Annotated in this window: 16 protein-coding genes; 3 read left to right on the forward strand and 13 right to left on the reverse strand. The window is 53.2% G+C overall.

From position 1 onward, the window contains the following. Positions 1-4: 4 nt before the first annotated feature. From NDQ72_15920 to NDQ72_15975, 12 genes are all read right to left on the reverse strand, one after another. On the reverse strand, positions 5-1,417 hold the full coding sequence (locus tag NDQ72_15920) for a hybrid sensor histidine kinase/response regulator (protein WKD27523.1): 1,413 nt from the start codon (positions 1,415-1,417) through the stop codon (positions 5-7). After that, a complete protein-coding gene (locus NDQ72_15925) occupies positions 1,389-2,552 on the reverse strand; it encodes an FIST C-terminal domain-containing protein (protein ID WKD27524.1) in 1,164 nt (387 codons plus the stop codon). The genes NDQ72_15920 and NDQ72_15925 overlap by 29 nt, the downstream gene beginning before the upstream one ends. Then, the gene (locus tag NDQ72_15930; protein WKD27525.1) at positions 2,530-4,782 is read right to left on the reverse strand and encodes an ATP-binding protein; all 2,253 of its coding nucleotides are present in this window, start codon (positions 4,780-4,782) and stop codon (positions 2,530-2,532) included. The genes NDQ72_15925 and NDQ72_15930 overlap by 23 nt, the downstream gene beginning before the upstream one ends. Further along, positions 4,772-5,326, reverse strand: coding sequence for a molybdopterin-dependent oxidoreductase (locus NDQ72_15935; GenBank protein ID WKD27526.1), 555 nt, complete (start codon positions 5,324-5,326; stop codon positions 4,772-4,774). The genes NDQ72_15930 and NDQ72_15935 overlap by 11 nt, the downstream gene beginning before the upstream one ends. A 184-nt stretch (positions 5,327-5,510) precedes the next feature. Further along, complete coding sequence (locus tag NDQ72_15940) at positions 5,511-6,329, reverse strand: DUF2189 domain-containing protein (GenBank protein WKD27527.1); 819 nt, start codon at positions 6,327-6,329, stop codon at positions 5,511-5,513. Positions 6,330-6,648: 319 nt separating this feature from the next. Next, on the reverse strand, positions 6,649-7,077 hold the full coding sequence (locus NDQ72_15945) for a universal stress protein (GenBank protein WKD27528.1): 429 nt from the start codon (positions 7,075-7,077) through the stop codon (positions 6,649-6,651). 11 nt (positions 7,078-7,088) lie between these two features. Next, positions 7,089-9,683, reverse strand: coding sequence for a TRAP transporter permease (locus NDQ72_15950; protein ID WKD27529.1), 2,595 nt, complete (start codon positions 9,681-9,683; stop codon positions 7,089-7,091). Positions 9,684-9,820: 137 nt separating this feature from the next. After that, a complete protein-coding gene (locus tag NDQ72_15955) occupies positions 9,821-10,795 on the reverse strand; it encodes a TAXI family TRAP transporter solute-binding subunit (GenBank protein ID WKD27530.1) in 975 nt (324 codons plus the stop codon). Between the two features lie 427 nt (positions 10,796-11,222). Beyond that, complete coding sequence (locus NDQ72_15960) at positions 11,223-12,524, reverse strand: TRAP transporter large permease (protein WKD27531.1); 1,302 nt, start codon at positions 12,522-12,524, stop codon at positions 11,223-11,225. Further along, positions 12,514-12,993, reverse strand: a complete 480-nt coding sequence (locus tag NDQ72_15965; protein ID WKD27532.1) for a TRAP transporter small permease — start codon at positions 12,991-12,993, stop codon at positions 12,514-12,516. Before NDQ72_15965 ends, NDQ72_15960 begins: the two co-directional genes overlap by 11 nt. A gap of 65 nt (positions 12,994-13,058) precedes the next feature. Continuing rightward, positions 13,059-14,069, reverse strand: coding sequence for a DctP family TRAP transporter solute-binding subunit (locus NDQ72_15970; protein WKD27533.1), 1,011 nt, complete (start codon positions 14,067-14,069; stop codon positions 13,059-13,061). Positions 14,070-14,194: 125 nt separating this feature from the next. After that, positions 14,195-15,193 carry a LacI family transcriptional regulator gene (locus tag NDQ72_15975; protein ID WKD27534.1) on the reverse strand — a complete coding sequence of 333 codons (999 nt, stop codon included), beginning with the start codon at positions 15,191-15,193 and terminating at the stop codon, positions 14,195-14,197. Positions 15,194-15,503: 310 nt separating this feature from the next. Here NDQ72_15975 and NDQ72_15980 point away from each other — a divergent pair, with 310 nt between their 5' ends. The 3 genes from NDQ72_15980 to NDQ72_15990 are packed head-to-tail and all read left to right on the forward strand — an operon-like array spanning position 15,504 to position 19,048. Next, positions 15,504-16,682: a Gfo/Idh/MocA family oxidoreductase gene (locus NDQ72_15980; protein ID WKD27535.1), complete on the forward strand. Its 1,179-nt coding sequence runs from the start codon at positions 15,504-15,506 to the stop codon at positions 16,680-16,682. Between the two features lie 2 nt (positions 16,683-16,684). Beyond that, positions 16,685-17,761: a sugar phosphate isomerase/epimerase gene (locus NDQ72_15985; GenBank protein ID WKD27536.1), complete on the forward strand. Its 1,077-nt coding sequence runs from the start codon at positions 16,685-16,687 to the stop codon at positions 17,759-17,761. Positions 17,762-17,821: 60 nt separating this feature from the next. After that, positions 17,822-19,048, forward strand: coding sequence for a nucleoside permease (locus tag NDQ72_15990; GenBank protein ID WKD27537.1), 1,227 nt, complete (start codon positions 17,822-17,824; stop codon positions 19,046-19,048). A 204-nt stretch (positions 19,049-19,252) separates the two neighbouring features. Here the strand turns inward: NDQ72_15990 and NDQ72_15995 are convergent, their stop codons facing one another. After that, entirely contained in the window at positions 19,253-20,056 is an 804-nt protein-coding gene (locus NDQ72_15995; GenBank protein WKD27538.1) for a DUF1080 domain-containing protein, read from the reverse strand. Positions 20,057-20,070 lie beyond the last annotated feature (14 nt).

Raw genomic sequence — 20,070 nt, forward strand, 5'->3', positions numbered from 1 at the left:
CCCGTTAAGTGGAATTCTCTAAGAGCGTTCCCAGCAGCATCTTTAAGCGAAGAGGCTTAAGCGGCTTTAACAAACAGTGCATACCCGCTTCCCGGGTGGCCCGTTTCAGGGCTGCCTCATGGTTAGCAGTGATGACCACGGTGGCTAACCCTGGATAGCGTCGACGCAATCTTGCAGCCAGATCGATGCCATTTTCACGGTGGTCACCCAGGTGATAATCCACCAAGAGTACGGCCGGGCGCTCACCGTCACTCGCTGCTTCCAGCGCACTCACCGTAGCGGCTGCCCTCACCCGACACCCCCAACTGCCCAGCAACGCCTGCATTCCTTCTATAATCGCGGGATCATCATCAATCACCCAAATGACACAGCCTTGTAGCGGATCGTGCTGCCAACGATCAGATCCAGGCAACGCTTTTGGCGCGTACGCAACGGGCGATGCGCCCGCGCTTGGGGCTGCATTAGGTACTGGCACAGAGAAAGGGACCAGCACAGAAAAAAGCGAGCCACGCCCAAGCTGTGAAGTCAGCGACACAGGGTGCTCTAACATAGTGCTGATACGATCTACGATTGCCAGTCCTAATCCAAGCCCTCGGCTGTGGCCACTTTGGGACTGGTTGGCGCGGCGAAACTCTAGAAAAATCGCCTGACGCTGTGGCTCTGGTATCCCCGGCCCAGTATCGCCCACCATAATTTCAAGACCGTTGGCGCGTCGTCGACAGCCAAGCAGTAAGTGACCATGTTCGGTATAGCGCACAGCATTGCTGAGGAAGTTGCGCACGACACGCGCCAGCAGCGCTAGATCAGATTCGACCACCACACTCGACGGCACATAGTGAAGCGTCAGCCCACGTACGGCGGCCACTTGCCGATACTCTTCGGCCAAGGCATCTAGCAGTGTGCTTACCGCAAACGGTGCTTTATCCGCGTGAAGCACGCCAGCATCCAGGCGGGAGATATCCACCAATGTACCTAAAAGCCCTTCGACATCTTTTAACGAACGCCCTATGTGGCCTACTAAAGCCTGGGAGGCCTCGGGGAGCGCATGCGTTTCTAAGGCACTGGCGAATAACCGTGCGGCGTTTAACGGTTGAAGCAGATCATGACTAACCGCCGCTAAAAATTTCGTTTTAGAAAGGTTGGCCGCCTCCGCTTCGGCATTCGCCGCCAGCAGCCGTGCATTCACTTGGCTAAGTTCATCTAATGTGCGGTGAAGTGCATCGGTGCGTTCGCGTACTTGCTCTGCTAGCAGTACCGAGCGCTCAAACGCTGCATAGGGAGCGCTGTTAGGGCTTGCTCCGGACTCCACACGCTCCATCAGTGCCTGGCAAACCTTACGCAAACGGCGGTTTTCCTCGCGCAGCGTGGCATTATCCGCCGCAGTATTGCTATCCGCCGCTAGTTGGAAGAGCGCCAAAAGCCACCCCCGTAAAGGTTTGATTTACGTGCATGCCATGATGATGTTCGCCGTAGGTATTAAACCCCACCACTCGTGCCTGACGAAGCAGCGCTGACGCCTGATCCAGCTGTTGCAAAGACTCAAGCGCCATACGCCTTAAGAAACAATCACAGCCTATAATCGAAGGTGTTGCCCCCAGGCGTTGTTGCACGCGCTGTAGCATCACCTCTAGATCCAAGAGTAACGGCGCAGGCCGCATCGCGGTGAGCACAATGCCCGTTTCTACCGCACAGTAAAACGTTAGGCTAGCATCTTCATTCACGCGTTGTATTGAACGAATATAGTGTTGACCGCCGATATAAACTGCCAGCGGGTGCTGGGCAAAAATGGATGGCGATAGCGCATCAACAGAACAGCCGACTAACGCTGCATACACGTCAGCAGCAGGTAACCCGTTGAGCTCTAGCACTCGGCGCTGCTCCCGGTCAGCCTCTGTTACCACCAATTTATGGGCAAGCGGTTCAAGATGATGGGTAGAAAACACCTCAAACGGAAGCCGCGTGTTAAGCATTACCACCACGGCGGCGCGGGTATGAAAATGCCCATTCGCATAAACATGGGTATGGGTAAGGTGATTATCATCACCGGCCGAGCCGCCAAAGCTGGGAATACGGCCAAGAGCAGCATCTAAGGTTGCTAATACCTGTTCTTCACGGCTGGACAAACCATCTAGTAACGTGAGGGCAAAGCTATGCTCGTTCACCGGTGCAACCGCCTGCTGTCGACAACGCTCCAGCAAGGTATCGACAAGCGGTTGTGCGCGGCTAAGGTCAAAGTGTTCAAGGTCGTCTACCAGTGCGGTTTCAATTGCAAACACGCGACTATCAAAACCTATCGCAACCACAGAGCCTCGGTCATAGCCTTGCGGTGTAATCTCGCCCGCCGTCGTGCAACCACTCATCGGCACCTTATCAAACGCACCACCAAGGGCAGCTGCTAGTTCCTCTAACGGATACTCTGCACTGCAAAAAAACAGCACAAACCCCAAGTGCTCATGACCTAGCTGCTGAGCCAGTTCATCGGCGGCTTGGAAGGGATTTAGCTGGTTGCTGGCAGCGATCTGAATACCGCTATTCTTCGGTGCTATCGTCACGGCGCCATTTCTCCAACGCTGCATGAGTTCGCGAAGCGGTTTGCCTCAACAGGTTCATGGTTTCAGTAAAATCTTGCGGTGAAGACGCACTGTTACTGGCAGTTATTTCGAGCCGTTTAGCCTCAGCGGCCAAACGCTCTGCCCCAACACCGAGCGATTCGCCGCGCAGCTGATGTGCTAAGCGCGCCACTTGCTTGGCTTGCTCCGTTGTCAGAAATTCCGCGTTGCTTAGGTAAGCAGCCAACTGTGCAGAGTAATCACTCACTTGCTGGTAATAAAGCATGATGACCTGTTCAACACTTTCAGCTCCCAATGACATAACCAGGGACTCTAGTGTTGCACGGTTAAGGAGTGGCTGTAACTCTTGCTGCTCCTGATCTAAAGGCAACGCCGATAAGGCGTCTGGGCGCGAAGCCGTAAACAGCTGCAGTGACAGCACATGGCTAAGGGCAAGTAAGGATAACGGTTTGGTAATGTAATCGTTCATTCCCGCTGCTAGGCAGCGTTGGCGAACATCTTCCACGCCGCCAGCCGTCATGGCCACAATCGGCACGTTAGCCAGCCAGCCACCTTGAGAGCGAAGCCTTTTGGTCACGGTGATGCCATCGATATCCGGTAGCTGGATATCCATAAAGATAAGGTGCACCTGCTGAGCCTGCACCATGTCCAGAGCATCTTGGCCATTCTCAGCACAGACGACATCACATCCAAGGCGCGACAGTAGCCCAATGGCAACTTTACGATTGACGGCATTGTCTTCCACAAGTAGTAAGGATGTGCCTGTAAAATCCTGCGTTGGTTCGGGCGGCAATGGAGCGGTGACGGGGCTGGCTTCTACAAGAGGCAACTCGCACCAAAATGTGCTGCCCTGCCCAGGAGTGCTGCGAACCCCTAGTCGTCCTTGCATGGCTTCGCTTAAGCGTTTACAAATCGCCAAACCTAACCCAGTACCGCCAAACCGACGAGCAACTGACTCATCCGCTTGTTGAAATGGCTCAAACAGTGACGCCTGTTGCTCCTCATTTAAGCCACAACCGGTATCACAAACTTCAAATAACAGGCTATTTACCGTGGAATAAATACGTATATTAACTTTACCATGGTCAGTAAACTTAATAGCGTTTGTGATGAGGTTAAGCAAAATCTGGCGCAATCGGCTGGCATCGATCATTACCCATGCCGGGACGAGAGGATCAACATATAACGTTAACTGCAGGCCTTTTTCCTTAGCGCGAGGCTCAAAAAGCGATATAACGCTGTCGACTAGTGGTTTAAGGGCGGTGGGCGCAGTTTCAAGCGTTAGGTGCCCCGCTTCAATCTTTGAAAAATCAAGAATTTCATTGATCATCGCTAACAACTGATTAGCGCTGTCATGAATCGTACGAGCATAGTCTTCTACTTGCGCAAGGCTAGATGGTTCACGCAGCAACTCACTCATACCAATAACGCCGTTGAGCGGCGTGCGAATTTCATGGCTAACCATTGCTAAAAAGTCAGATTTAGCGTGATTCGCGGCCTGTGCCTGCGTGGCAGTGATTTCTAGTTGATGGCTAAGTTGCTCTTGCTCACGACGAGCGGAGGCGCTTTCTCGCATTTCACGCACTAGAAACACAATTACCAGCAATACAGCGAAACTCATTCCCACCAATAACGACATTAAAAGCTTGTATAAAATATTTAATAGCACGCGCTCTTCAGTAGCAGACTCTGCTAGATAACCATTAATAGCAATAACAAATCGCTCTGTCAGTCGAGTTAGTACCAACAGCTCTTCCTCTAGCTCAGCAATCGGCAACTGAGGTAAAGATGCATGAGGTTCAAACATGGGATCTAGCGTATCTAGCTGCTGCTGAATTTGAACTAATAACGCTTTTGCCATACTGATATTATCTAACAGCAGGCTCACTTCGCCCTCTTGCAACAGCGTCATTCGACTATAGAGTAGTTCGAAGTGCAGGTTTAAATTGTCCTGATCGGAAGGTGAAATCGGACCACGGGTGACCGCAAGTAAGTGGTTGAATAGCTGAATCGCATCGCGATCAAGCTTATATACCACCCAGGCCGTATCTTCTCTCAAACTTTGTGTCAAATTATCCTGTCGCCAAGCCGCTAAGGCTGCCACTACCAGAGCTGCCGCGAACAGCAGGACGGTAATCATAGCAACCACTTTAAAGCGACGCGGATAACGCAGCAGGCGGGGAGCCCGAGAAATAGACTGACTAACGGACATTTATCTGCATAACTTGCCAAACAGCTCTAAAACGCATTTTTTCACTTAAAAGAGCCTCATCTTGGCTGAAAGGATAAAGTACCCACAAAGGGCCGTACTCACGGATGGGAATGCTTTGCCCGTCCCGCTCTAATGCTAGGATCACATCATACTTATAAAAATCACTGATCGGTATTTCCGCTTCGAACCCGTTTAAAGCGGAGACGTAAACGCTATTTCCAGAACTATTTCCAGAACTATTTCCAGAGCTATTTTCAGAACCAGACAACCCAACATGCTCTAGTAATGTGCGCATCAGCGGTCCGCTATAAGTACTACTGCCCTCAGTCCACGGCGTGCCCGTTTCAAAGGAGTGCTGTGGCAAAGCTTGTAACATATCACGATCAAAGAGTGCGCCCTGGGCTGCGTTGAAATGTGTTATGTCACCGTTGACTGTGAGAATAACAGGCCCTTCGGGCATATCGAGGGAGGCCTCTGTCCGCATATGACCCGTCACGGGAATGCTGAGCAACAGCATAATCCCTCCCAGTAAAAACGCTTTCACAACGCTTACCTCACGACACAATATCTTGAAAACAGGCCCGTTTCTGTCAACTATCAAGACAGGCAGGACTCTGGATAAAAAAGAGATAGCGCAAAGGTTACGCTATCTCTTTCACATAGTCAGGTTAAGTATGTTTTTACTTAGCAACGCGTTTGAGGCTCAACATTTCAAGACTTTCTGACCGTTAGGTCTCAAGCTTTTCGACTGGTTCAAAGCGCACCAATTCTTCATAAGCATGCCATGTTGCATGGCCTAAAACGGGTAAAATGAGTGCCAAGCCAATGTAAAACGTAAGCACACCAATCAACACGCAGCCTGTCAAAATAGCAGCCCACAACAGCATAGGACGGAAATTTTTGGCAACACAGCGCACGCTAGCTTCGATACCCTCCATAAAAGTAAGATCTTGATCCATTAGCGTTGGGATAGCCACTGAGCTAATCGCAAACGCACCGAAGGCGAGAATACCGCCCGCCACTGAACCTACTGCAATCATGCCCAAGCCTTCAGGCGTAGTAAGGAGTGATGTGTAAAGGGTTGCTGGACTAGGTACTTCAAAGCCAAAGAACAACGCGAATAGCAGCGTTGCAAGGCGAATCCAGGCGAGGAAGAAAATCATCATCATCACGCCCATCATCGCCAACTGGCCTGCGTGCGGACGCCAACTGCCGAAGGCATCGCCAAGGTTAGGAACCCTTCCCCGTTCAAGAGCAAGACTAATGCCATAGGAGCCTACCGCCACCAGTGGCCCAACAAACATAAACCCAGCGATCATAGGTAATAACCAGTACCAATAGCCGAGTGTTATTGCACCCGCTGTAATCGCTATGCTTAATCCCACCCAAAACATACCGTAGGTTAAACTGATAGCAGTTGCACGACGAAAGTCCTCGAACCCCGCGGCAAGCCATGCACGCGGCCGATCCATTCCCACCTTATTAATAGTGATTTTTACATTAGGCATATCTGCTCGGCCGTGCGTTTTTGTTGTAGCTGCATTCATAGCATGACTCCTTAGATTTACCCCAATGCAGCGGTGGCCTTTAAACCCCATTCAGGTTGAGATCGAACTTGCCCAATACCCTGAAAAAGTTGCCACATGCATGAGTTCGTTAACCATGGGTTAATGGCTTAACGTACCTTTAATGTAGCTGAGCAATGACAAGGTGGGGCTGTCTAGCGACATTGCGTACAAAAAATCCTGCTTTCATGCTATTAACGCCAATTTATTCGATGCGTTAGCCAACGTTAATATATAGCCACAAACAAAAACTCCAGGCCAAATGGCCTGGAGTTCGCTTAACAATCAACGAGTGCTGAGATCAGCGCACGATCATCACTGATATCTTGGCATGGTGAACCACATGTTCCGCATTAGGGCCCAGAACGTAGTCTACAAATTTACGCTTGGTGTGAGATGCCATGACAATCAGGTCGGCATCTAGCTTTTTACTTACCTGAATGATGGCCTCCCATGGCGAGCCGTCGACAATCACACTCTGAGTCTTAATCTCCTCAGGCACATGTTCCTGAATAAACTTATGCTGCGCCTCTTTCAACGCAGCATGTGCTTTTTCAGAAAAGTTCTTCGGAAAGTAGGCCCCTACCATGGGCATCGTGAACTCCGGGAGCACTGTTACCACATGCAGTGAAGCTCCAAAAGTTTGACACAGAGTAATGGCCGTAGGCAGCGCCTTTGACCAAGAGGCTTCCTCGTTCAGGTCCACCGGCAATACGATCTTGCTGTACATGGCATCCTCCTTTATGCAGCAGCCGTGGCTGACGTATTATTACGACGACGACGCTGCATAACCACGATCAAACCGAACACCAGGAACGCCGGAATCCACATCAACTCCTTGATCCAACGATCCACAGGTGCCAGCACCTCGATGATTTCCTGGTCGAAATCCAGGCCAAGATCGGCCGCTGTGCTGCCGAAGGCCACCATATCGACCACGGCCCGCTCATCCTCGATCAGTAGCTCAAGCCCCAAGTTCTCCAGGCGCTCCTGACCCGTCTGCCCTTCAGGTACGGGCAGAATCATGTAGGTGGTAAGCGGGTCACCAAAGTCATCTTCACCGCGGATCTGCAGCCGTAGCGTGCTCTCCTCGTCGACATCACCCAGCGTTTGGACGAATTGTGACGGCGGCACCGATTCATAGGGGTCATGGATCATGTCCATCCAGAACCCCGGGCGGAACAACGTGAAGGCGACCAGCAGCATGAGGATCGATTCGTACCAGCGGTTACGCACGATCATGAAGCCCTGGGAGCCGGCAGCAAAGATCAGCATCGCGATCGTCGATATGATGAAGATAACGACACCCTGCAGGAAGCTCACGTCGATCAGCAGCAGGTCAGTGTTGAAGATGAACAGAAACGGTAACGCCGCGGTCCGCAAGCTGTAATAGAAGGCCTGGAAACCGGTCCGTATCGGGTCTCCCCCTGAGACCGCCGCTGCCGCGAAGGAGGCGAGCCCCACCGGGGGTGTCACATCGGCCATAATGCCGAAATAGAACACGAACAGGTGAACGGCGATCAACGGCACCAGCAAACCGTTCTGCTCACCGAGCTGCACGATCACCGGGGCGAGAAGAGCCGACACCACAATGTAGTTGGCGGTGGTGGGCAGCCCCATGCCGAGGATCAGACTGAGCACCGCGGTGAGCAGCAGGATCAGCATCAGGTTCCCCATAGAGAGGATTTCCACCACATCGGCCAGCACCAAGCCCACGCCGGTCTGGGAAACCGCGCCAACGATGATGCCGGCTGTCGCGGTGGCGATGCCGATGCCGATCATGTTGCGGGCACCAGTCACCAGACCACTCCACAGATCCAGGACACCCGCCCGAATATCCTCGGCCATCTCACTCTGCCCGCGAAAGATTGCCGTGATGGGCCGCTGGGTCAGAATGATGAACACCATGAGCACCGTGGCCCAGAATGCCGACAGCCCAGGTGACAAGCGCTCCACCATCAGGCACCACACCAATACGATCACTGGCAGAATGAACTGCAGCCCAACCATCACTGTCGGCCGAGTCTGGGGCAGCTTGTAGATCGGCTCATTCGGATCATCGAGTTCGAGCTCCGGATAGCCTGCAGCCACCTTAAGCAGTGCGATGTAGATCACCACCAGGCCCACACTCACCGCCCAAGGCGTAGCGGAGCCCAGAACGGGTTTTAACCACCCCAAGCCATAATAGACCACCAGCGCCGTTACCATCATCAACAATAAACCGCCCAAAAAGCCGATCACCTTGCGCACCAGCGGCTTGGGAGGATTGCTGGTCGGCAGGCCCTGCAGGTTAGCCTTCATGGCCTCGAGATGGACGATATAGATTAAGGCGATGTAGGAAATTAGTGCAGGTAGGAACGCATGCTTGATGACCTCCACATAGGAGATACCGACATATTCGACCATCAGGAAGGCCGCAGCGCCCATCACGGGCGGCATGATCTGCCCGTTAACAGAGGAGGCGACTTCGACAGCACCCGCCTTTTCGGCGGAAAAACCGACGCGTTTCATCATCGGTACGGTGAAGGTACCCGTAGTTACCACGTTGGCGATCGAGGAGCCCGAGATCAGACCAGTCATGCCCGATGCCACTACCGCAGCCTTGGCCGGCCCACCCTTGTAGTGACCCAGCAACGAGAACGCCACTTTGATGAAATAGTTGCCGGCACCCGCCTTATCGAGTAAGGCTCCGAACAGCACAAATAGGAATACGAAACTAGTCGATACCCCAAGGGCGATACCGAATACCCCCTGGGTAGTCAGCCACTGGTGGTTGACCAGACCGAAGAGACTTACACCCCGGTGGGAAAGAATGCCTGGCATGTAGGGCCCGGCAAGGGAATAGATAATGAAGATCGTGGCAATGATCATCAGCGGTGGCCCAAGCGCTCGACGTGTTGCCTCAAGCAGCAACAGGAGCCCCGCCACCCCAATGATCACATCCTGTAGAATCGGTGCCCCCGGTCGTTGCGACAACTGTTCATAAAACATGAACATATAGGCACCACAGAAGGCCGCCGCCGAGGCCAATACCCAATCCTGAATGGGAATGCGGTCGCGCGGTGAGCGCTTTAGCGCCGGATAGGCCATATAGGCTAAAAATAGCGCGAATGCCAAGTGAATGGAACGAGCCTCGGTGGCATTGAAGACACCGAAGCCGACCACGAAAGGCAATGGGGAGGCGACCCACAATTGGAACAGCGACCATGCCGCGGCGATGCTAACCAATAGTTTTCCCGGCGTGCCCGCTGGCTTGCGAGCCCCAGTATCACTCGAAGCCACCATATCCTCGAGGTCAACCGCGGATTCCGCGCTCCTGTTCTTGTCCTCAGTCATAAGCTAACCCTGCCTGGTATGTAGTGACGAAAGATTCCATTGGCATTACGCCATACAGCATCTCAAACAGAATGCGCGGCCACTCTAAGTGGCCGCGCATTCCCTCATCGAGGCGAAATCACCTCAGCTTGGCCAACTTACTCGATCCAGCCCTGCTCTCGGTAGTAACGAGCGGCACCTTCATGCAGTGGCGCCGATAGACCAGAGGTCACCATGTCTTGGGGATCGAGGTTCTCGAAGGCCGGGTGCAGGCGCTTAAAGCGATCGAAGTTATCGAATACCGCCTTAACGGTCTGGTAGATGATGTCTTCGTCGGTTTCCGCAGTGGTCACGAAGGTTGCTGCGACGCCGAAAGTTTCGACGTCTTCGTCATTACCTTTGTACAATCCACCTGGAATGACCGACATGGAGTAGTACGGGAACTCGTCAACAATGCCCTGAACTGTCTCATCGTTGAGAGGCACCAGACGCGAATCAACGGTGGTGGTCGCTTCCTGGATGGCTCCATTGGGGTGACCCACGACATAGGCCATCGCGTCGATGTTGTTGTCAGCAAGCGCGGCAGCCATTTCGGCGGCATCGAGTTGAGACGCTAACGAGAAAGAGTCCTCGGTCCAGCCTTTGGCGCCCATCACCACTTCCATGGTGTTGCGCTGCCCAGAGCCTGGGTTGCCGATATTGACGCGCTTACCTTCCAAGTCATCAAGGGAATTAATGTCAGCATCAGCGCGAGCCAGGATAGTCAGCGGCTCACCGTGAACGCGGAACACCGCGCGCAGGTCTTCATAGGCCTCACCTTCAAAATTCCCAGTACCATTGTAAGCTTGATACTGAACATCCGACTGAGCGACACCCATGTCCAATTCGCCGGACTTGATACCGTTGATGTTGGCCACGGAGCCACCAGTGGAAGGTGCATTACATTTGATATCTGCGTCTTCCAAACGGTTCACCAATCGACAAATCGACTGACCAACTACGTAGTACACACCTGTTTGGCCACCGGTACCGATAGTGATGAAGCGTTCCTGTGCAACCGCCGGTGATGCAAACGTAGCGGCCGCAATCAGCGCGCCAGAGAAGGCGGCAGTGGAAAATACATGGCGTTTCATGGACACACCTCTTTATCTTGATGTTGTGAGCGTTATACGCTTTAACTCCACCTGCTGAACGGTTCCCTCAGGTGTTTTTCTGCCAAAACGTTTTCAAGACAATCTGTTATCAACGCCGACTAATACAGCCGACCCTTACTACTTTAGCGAAAAAAAACATACTTGGCGAAATACACGGCAAGTCATTACCGATATAACGCCCATACACATCCCAGTGCTTGCAATTAAGTCCTACTGTTTAACAGATAAACTTAATGCTTAGAGGCAATGCACTGACTATAGACGACATTGCCTACCACAAGCAGCTCAGACAACAAACTTAGATTACCGATGAATTACGTTTAGTTACCGTTAATAGCCATGCCGTATTCGCATAGCGTATAGCGGATTGAACATCTTATGACGAATGACGTCAGGCATAGGTGTGTTAGACGTTATAACCAAGTACAGATGGCAACCACAGCGCAATACTTGAAAAAATGGCCACAAGAGCAAGCGCACATCCCATCGCCACAACAAATAGCAACGCCCACCCCAAAGTCTCTTCCAAACGGATTTTGGCAACCTCTGTGGTTACCATTAAATTCACCGCAACCGGCGGGGTAAATTGACCAATAGCAATGTTCATGGCTAGCAGAATGCCGAACCAAACGGGGTTCCATTCAAAGTGCTGCATAACGGGTATCAGCACCGGCATCATGATGAGATAGATAGAAATAGCGTCAAGCAGCATACCAGCGACCAATACCGCTAGCATGACCAGCACCAACAGCAAAATACCGTTGTCTGTTAAGCCAATAATCCACTCTGCCAAATGGCGGAAAGTCCCCAGCATTGTTCCGGCCCAAGCAAAAATACCCGCTAGAGCGATAATCAACATCACCACTCCAGAAATAATCGCAGCCTCTCCTAGCAATTCCCATAAGTCACGTAACGAAAGCTCTTTCGTCAAAAACAGCCCCACAATGGTGCCATAGGCAACCGCTACGACGGCGGCTTCTGTCGGGGTAAATAAGCCTGAGCGCAGCCCCCCTAAAATGAGCACTGGAGCAAATAAAGCAGGCAACGCCTGCCTAAACGTCGTACGCACGGTCAGGGTTTCAGCGCCTGCTGCCGGTGCTCCTTCCCAGCCGTAACGCTTAGCAACGATCATCGCAGGCACCAGCAGCGCTAGCCCTGCCAAAATGCCGGGAAAAAGTCCTGCGGCAAATAGCGCGCGCAGATCAACACCGGGCACAACAATCGAGTAAAGAATTAGCGCCACGGAAGGAGGGATTAAGATAGCGGTGGATGCCGATGCTGCAATAAGGGTTGCGGAAAATGGCTTTGGATAGCCCGCTTTTGTCATGCTTGGCAGCATTACCATGGCCACTGCCGCCGCATCCGCCGGGCCCGAGCCACTCATGCCACCCATAATCATGCACACCAGCACCGCGACCAACGCCAGGCCGCCATGACGAGGCCCAATAAGTGCCTGAGCAAAGCGCACCAAGCGTAACGCCACACCAGAGCGCTCAAAAATCAGCCCTGTCAGTATGAATAGCGGTATCGCGATTAAAGGATACTTGGCAATGCTGTTATAGGTATTGGTACCCAGCGTTGCCAACATATCTGGCGAAAGCCCAGCCACAATACCCACCGAGCCAGCTAGCGCGAGCGAAAATGCCACGGGCACACCCGCTATCAAAAATCCGGCAAAGGCAAGAATCATCCAAATATCAGGCGTCATTATCCAGCCCTCCGTTTAATCGATCTCGGGTTTGCTGAACGAGACGCCATACCATGGCAAAGGATAATATCGGAAGCCACACTAAGTACCACCACTGGGGCAGCCCTAACCCCGGCGATAGCGATTCCCATTGGTACTCTTGCCAGGCTAGCTTTCCACCATACCAAGTGATCAAGCCCAGAACGACTAACCCGCACAAAGCTTGAAATAGAATAAGGGCGCTGCGCCAGCGCCCTGGTAACGCCCGTTCTAAAAAACCAATACGAATATGGCGGTTTCGCCTAAGCGCCACCGATGCCCCTGCGAAGGTAAGCACCACCAGCAAAAATACGGAAAATTCTTCGGTAAACGAGAATGAGCCGCCAGTCAGGTAACGTGTGACCACATTTCCCAGACTAATCAACGAAATAATAATAAGTGACAGCGCGCCCAACCAGCGTTCAGGGCGTGCATCGGGAAAGCCTTTCATGGCAGCCTCATAACAGAAAAAACTACCGGCCCTGTAGGCCGGCAGTTATAACACCAAAGGAGTCATTAACGTGCGTCGATAGCCGACCGAGCCGCGTTAACCACGTCTTCACCAATGCGCGGCGCCCATTTTTCGTAAACGGACTGCGTGGCTTCAACAAAGGCTTGGTACTGTTCATCGGTTAACTCAGTAACCGTAACACCACGCTCTTGAATAGCCGCCAGACGCTCGCTTTCTTCCTCACGCGTCATAGCGATTTCCCACTCCCCCGCTTCAATGGCAGTTTCACGCAACAGCACTTGCTGTTCTTCATCAAGCGATTGCCATACCTGCTGGTTAACCGCAAAAATTAGCGGGTCATTCATGTAGTTCCAGAGCGTTAAGTGCTCCTGGCCCACCTGATCAATACGCGCGACATCAAATACTGAAAGCGGATTTTCCTGCCCGTCAACCGCGCCAGTGGTTAACGCTGGCTGAGCATCTGTCCAACTCATTTGCGTCGGATCTGCGTTAAGGGCAGAGAAGGTATCCTGGAACAGCGGTGAGCCAACCACGCGGATTTTCAGACCATCCAAATCCTCTGGCTGGCTAATCGGCCCACGGGAGTTTGACACTTGGCGGAAGCCATTTTCGCCCCAGGCCAGCGGCATAACACCGCGAGACTCAATCGCTGCAAAGACCAGCTCACCGGCTTCGCCGCCAGTAACCGCATCCACAGCAGCCTCATCGGGAATAAAGAATGGTAAAGAGAATAAATTCAGTTCAGGAACCTGAGGCGACCAGTTAATCGTCGAGCCTACCGCAGCATCAATTAGCCCCGAACGCATGGCCGAAAACTCACGAGTTTGGTCACCGGAAACCAACTGAGAGTTCGGGTAAACCCGCAGCGTTAGTTCTCCACCACTGCGCTCTTCCACCAACTCCGCCCACTTTTCCGCCGCTTGCCCCCACGGGAAAGCATCAGATAAAACAGTGGAAACAGAGAGTTCACGTGCTTGTGCAGAGAAAGAAGCCGAGAGTAAGGCCGCACCAGCTAAACCTACCGTTAAACGAGCCATAGAGCGTGTCAGCGTCATTATTGTCGATCCTTTTTTAACTATTTTTATGGTGTGCGTGTTTTAGAGCCTGCGTTTATACCCATTATGAGGCCCATCAAAGAGCCTAACTTATTGTATGCACTTAAGGCGCGAAAGAAAGATGTCTAAGGTAAGCATTCTGCCGTACTTTTCCTTGATACCAGGGTGTAGGGCAAAACTAAATTGTCTACCTGCCTCCCTTCCAGCACCTCGATCAACATCGCAACTGCTTCACGTCCGAACGCTTCCGCTGGTTGGGCAATCGTGGTCAAGGGAGGATCGCTATAGGAAGCAAACGCAATATCATCAAAACCTGTCACCGAAATATCCTTTGGAATCTGTAGGCCCGCTTCTTTGATACGGCTTATAGCACCTATGGCCATTTCATCGCTTTCACAAAAAATGGCGGAGGGGCGCTCCGCTAAAGCAATAAGCGTTTCAGCCGCCTGATAGCCAGAAAGTGGCGTGAAATCGCCAGGACAAAGTAGGCTCTCATCTAACGGAATGCCCGCCGCGATCAACGCATCCTGGTAGCCTTGTTGACGGTCACGGGTCAAGGGGCTGCGCCGAGGCCCTTTAATCATGCCGATTCGACGATGCCCCAGGGAGATCAAGTGCTCGGTGGCCTCACGGGCTGCCGCTCGGTTATCGAGTTTGACGGTGGGACAGGGAGCATCGTCCAGCACCTCGCAGGCATTGATCATGGGCAATACCGCACCAGCGGGAAACGCCTTTTCAGAAAAAGGGTTAAAAGCACGCAGTTGAATCACGCCATCTGCCTGGCGGGTACTGACTAAACTGGCGTATTGGATTTCCATCGCCTCATTACCGAGTGTATTACACAGCAGAACGCCGTAGCCGCGTTCCTGGGCCGCTTCCTGAATGCCGCTGATTACCCGCGCAAAGAAGGTATTTGCGATAGTGGGTACTAAAACCACCAAGTTATAAGTGCGCTGTGAGCGAAACTGAACCGCCATCAAATTGGGTTTGTAGCCCGCTTGATCAACGGCCTTCAGCACTTTTTCTCGGGTGGTAGGCGAGACGATATCTGGCGACTTTAACGCGCGTGATACGGTCGCGACCGACACCCCCGCCAACTCGGCGACCTTACGTATATTGGTCATGGCCTCCCTTATCACTAGGTAATCGCCGTAAGCAGATAGCTGCGCGGCATTATTCATGGTCAGCTTAACGTATTCCAGCGTTAAACTCAGCGCGCTATTTTCCACCCCTTCTCAAGCACCGATAGACCTTTGTCGCATTGACGCTTATGGCGTGAAGCCCTAACTTCAAATCAAATGTAACCGGTTACATTGTCGACTGCACTAGCGCAACCTGAACAAGCGCCACCTGAACAAGCGCCACCTGAACAAGCGCCACCTGAACAAGCGCCACCTGAAAAATCAAAAGCTTTATTAAAGCAGGAGCCTCTCTATGCCGCGACCCAATCAACCCCGCATCCGCTTAGGCATGATCGGCGGCGGACAAGGGGCGTTTATCGGTCAAGTTCACCGCCTAGCTGCTCGCCTCGACGACACCTGCGAGCTGGTATGTGGTGCCTTTAGCCGCTCGGCGGATAACAACCAGATGACCGGCGAAGCGTGCCACCTACCCGAAGAACGTGTTTACGCTGACTGGCAGCAATTACTGGAAAGCGAGCAGCAACTTCCCGCCGAACAGCGCATGCAGTTATTGGTGATCGTAACGCCTAACCATCTTCACGTACCGATCGCGGAAGCGGCCATGCAGGCAGGCTTTCATGTGTTCTGTGAAAAACCGGCAGCAGTATCGCTCCAAGAAGCCCAGCGCTTAGCAGAAAGCTGGCATGCCAGCGGCTGCCTGTATGGCTTGGCGCATACCTACTTAGGCTACCCCATGGTATGGCAAGCCCGGGAAATGGTGAGCGAGGGCCAAATAGGTAGCATTCGCAAAATTCATGTGGAGTATCCCCAGGGCTGGCTAGGCGAGTGTTTAGAGCAGCAGGGTAATAAGCAGGCCGCGTGGCGCACCGACCCTTCCCTAGCAGGTATCAGCGGCTGCATGGCCGACATTGGCACCCACGCTTTCGGCCTCGCCGAGTTTATTTCCGGGCATCGTGTTAGCCAGCTATGCGCCTCACTTGCCAGCCACGCCGATGGCCGCCAACTGGACGATGACGGCGATGTGCTGCTGCGCACCGATCAAGGCGCCAGCGGCACCCTCATCGCCAGCCAAGTCTGCAGCGGGGAAGAAAACGCGCTCAAAATTCGTATTTACGGTGATAAAGGGGCGCTTGAGTGGCACCAAATGGAGCCCAACAGCCTGCTCTACCGCCCACTTCAAGCACCGATGCGCACCCTCCGTGCGGGCATCGACCAACCCGACCTTTCCCCCAGCGCGCTGCAGCGCTTGCGCCTGCCCGGCGGTCACCCTGAGGGGTATCTGGAAGCACTCGGCAACCTTTACCGCGACTTTGCCCACGCCATTCATCAAGGCGAGCAAGGCGACGTTGAGGGCGTTCCCGGCATGGCCTCCGGGCTACGTGGCATGGCGTTTATCGAGGCCGTCACCACCAGCGCCAAAAGCGAACAAAAATGGACGCCACTGCCTGCTACTCAGCTACCAGGAGCCTAATCATGCCAAACACTCACAAAGGCATCCGCGGGCCCGCCATTTTCCTGGCCCAGTTTATCGGCGACGAGGCGCCTTTCGATAGCCTCGACGCAATCGCTCGCTGGGCAGCCGAACAGGGCTATCAAGCCATTCAGCTACCCACTGTAGATAGTCGTTTTATCGACTTGCACAAGGCCGCTGAAAGCCAAGCTTACTGCGATGAGCTAAACGCCCGCTGTGAAAAGGCTGGCGTTGTGATCGGCGAACTCTCTACCCACTTACAGGGCCAACTGGTCGCCGTGCATCCCGCTTGCGACGACTTATTCGATGATTTCGCGCCTGTTGAGCTACACGGCAAGCCGCAAGAGCGTACCGAGTGGGCCATTGAGCAGCTAAAACTGGCTGCCAAAGCCAGCCAACGGCTTGGCTTAACGGCCCACGCGACGTTCTCCGGGGCGCTGCTATGGCCCTTTGTTTACCCCTGGCCCCAACGTCCTGATGGGCTAGTCGAAGAAGGTTTTAACGAGCTGGCCCGGCGGTGGCGGCCAATTCTGGATGCCTTTGACGAGGCAGGCGTTGACCTGTGCTTTGAAATTCACCCTGGCGAGGATCTTCACGACGGCGCGTCCTTCGAGCGGTTCCTGGCGGCAGTGGACAACCATCCACGGGCGAAAATTCTTTATGACCCCAGCCACTTACTGCTGCAGCAGTTGGATTATCTCGAGTTTATCGACCGCTACCACGAGCGTATCGGCATGTTTCACGTTAAAGACGCTGAATTTAACCCCAATGGCCGCAGCGGCGTTTATGGCGGTTACCAAGGCTGGGTAGAACGACCCGGCCGCTTCCGTTCATTAGGCGATGGGCAGATTGATTTCAACGGGATTTTTAGCCGCCTGACGCAGTACGGATTTGATGGCTGGGCGGTGCTTGAGTGGGAGTGCTGCATTAAAGACGCCGCCCAGGGTGCTGCAGAGGGCGCTCCCTTTATCGAGGCACATCTGATTCAACCCGCCGGTCGCGCTTTTGATGATTTTGCCGGTGTCACCGCCAGCCCTTCACGCAACCGCCGAATTCTTGGCCTTCCTTCACACCGCTAATTGACGGTTTTAAATCAAGACAGCAATCACCAACACACAACCACAACAAAGGATCACGTCATGGCTATGATACGCACACGACTCAGCATCATGATGTTTTTGCAGTTCTTTATTTGGGGCGGCTGGTTTGTCACCCTGGGCACCTTCCTGGCCAACAACCTCAACGCCAGCGGTGGCCAGATTGGCATGGCATTCTCCACCCAGTCCTGGGGAGCGATTATTGCCCCTTTCATTATTGGCTTGATCGCTGACCGTTATTTCAACGCCGAGCGCATTCTCGGTGTTCTGCACTTGGCGGGCGCTGCGTTAATGTACGGCCTGTATGTCGCCAGCGACTTCAGTACGTTTTACCCGTTGGTGTTGATGTATATGATTATTTATATGCCGACACTGGCGCTGGTTAACTCAGTCTCCTTCCGCCAAATGAGCGACCCAGGCCAGGAGTTCGCTAAAATCCGCGTATGGGGAACCATTGGCTGGATTATCGCCGGTCTGGGGATCAGCTACTTATTCGCCTGGGACTCTTCGCAAGGCATCGCCGACGGTATGCTGCGTAACACCTTCTTGATGTGCGCCATCGCGTCTTTAGCCCTTGGCCTGTATAGCTTTAGCCTTCCCGCGACGCCGCCTAAAGCAGACGGCCCGGTGGGCTTAAAAGAAGTGCTAGGGCTAGATGCGCTGGCCCTGCTAAAAGACCGCAACTACGCCATCTTCTTTATCGCCTCTATTCTGATTTGTATTCCGCTGGCGTTTTATTACCAAAACGCCAACCCCTTCCTCGCCGAGATCGGCGTGACCAATCCAACTGGTAAAATGACCCTGGGTCAGGTATCAGAAGTGCTATTTATGCTGCTGCTACCGGTCTTTATTCACCGCTTTGGTATCAAGAAAACCTTGCTAATCGGCATGCTCGCCTGGGCGTTGCGCTACGCGCTGTTTGCGTTCGGTAACGCCGATGAAATGGTGTTTATGCTCTTGATCGGTATTGCATTGCATGGCGTGTGCTACGACTTCTTCTTCGTGACCGGCCAAATCTACACCGATGCCCGTGCGGGGGAGAAATTCAAAAGCTCTGCCCAGGGCATGATCACACTGGCCACTTACGGGGTAGGCATGCTGATAGGCTTCTGGGTCGCGGGTCAGATTACCGATCACTTCTCCACCAACGGCGCGCACGACTGGCAAGGCATCTGGATGTTCCCAGCCGTATTTGCTATCGCGGTGCTGGTGTTGTTCTACCTCACCTTTAAAAACGACAAAAGCGTAACGGCTAAGCCTAACGTGTAAGGATATAGAGGATAAAAACAGCCGGGTGCTTTGAGAGCGCCCGGCTTTTTGCTCTCTAAACACAACGATCGAGTGTGATGGTGTGAATAGGTAAATCCCAAGTATTGCCAACTAACACCCACTCCAAAAATGTAAAAGCCCAGCCTCACTGCTATTTAGCATCAAGACTGGGCTTGCTCACCTTGGGTGTTTATAGGTGCCTGTCTATAGCTCTCTTACCCAAACGTTTCGAAAGCTGACGTCCGCATCGTGATCTTGCAGGTAAATGGGGGCGCAGCCGTGGGCTTCTTCGTAATTGGGTTCGCCAATCCACTCGGTGGTGCCTTGCACTTCAGCATGGTGCTGGACCACGACACCGTTATGCAGCACGGTGATGTAGGCAGGCGATTCAAGGGCGCCTTCACCATTAAAACGCGGTGCAGTGTAGAGGATATTATAGCTCTGCCACTCACCGGGCGGGCGCGATGCATTGACGAGTGGGATATGCTGTTTATAGATGGAAGCCGCCTGGCCGTTGGGATAGGTCGGGTTATCGTAGGAATCCAGCACCTGAACTTCATAACGCTCCTGCAGGAAGACGCCGCTATTGCCACGATCTTGGCCATCCATGCCATCGATATCGGCCGGTGATCGCCACTCCAAGTAGAGCTGCACGTCGCAGAAATCCTGACGTGTACGTATACCGCCCGCGCCGCGATTCACCGTCATGGCGCCGTCTTCCACGTGCCATTCAGCCTGCCCGCCCTCTTCGGCCTCCCACGCGCCTAAGTCGGTTCCATCGAATAGCACGATGGCATCGGAGGGAACGCCTGTATCAGGCACTGAAACCGAAAGGGGCACAGGCTCCCAGACTTCAGTTTTGGCGGATTGCTGTTCGGGTGTCAGCGCCTCGTTCGAGGCGCTTTCCTGTGCCACGCTGTCGAATGCCAGCAGACTGCCGCAGGTCAATAGGCAAAGTGTCTGAGCACAGGAACGCAACTTTAGTCCATGTATGTGTTGAGTCGTCATAGATGCTTTCCTTT

This window comes from Halomonas sp. KG2, assembly GCA_030440445.1.
Classification (GTDB): domain Bacteria; phylum Pseudomonadota; class Gammaproteobacteria; order Pseudomonadales; family Halomonadaceae; genus Vreelandella.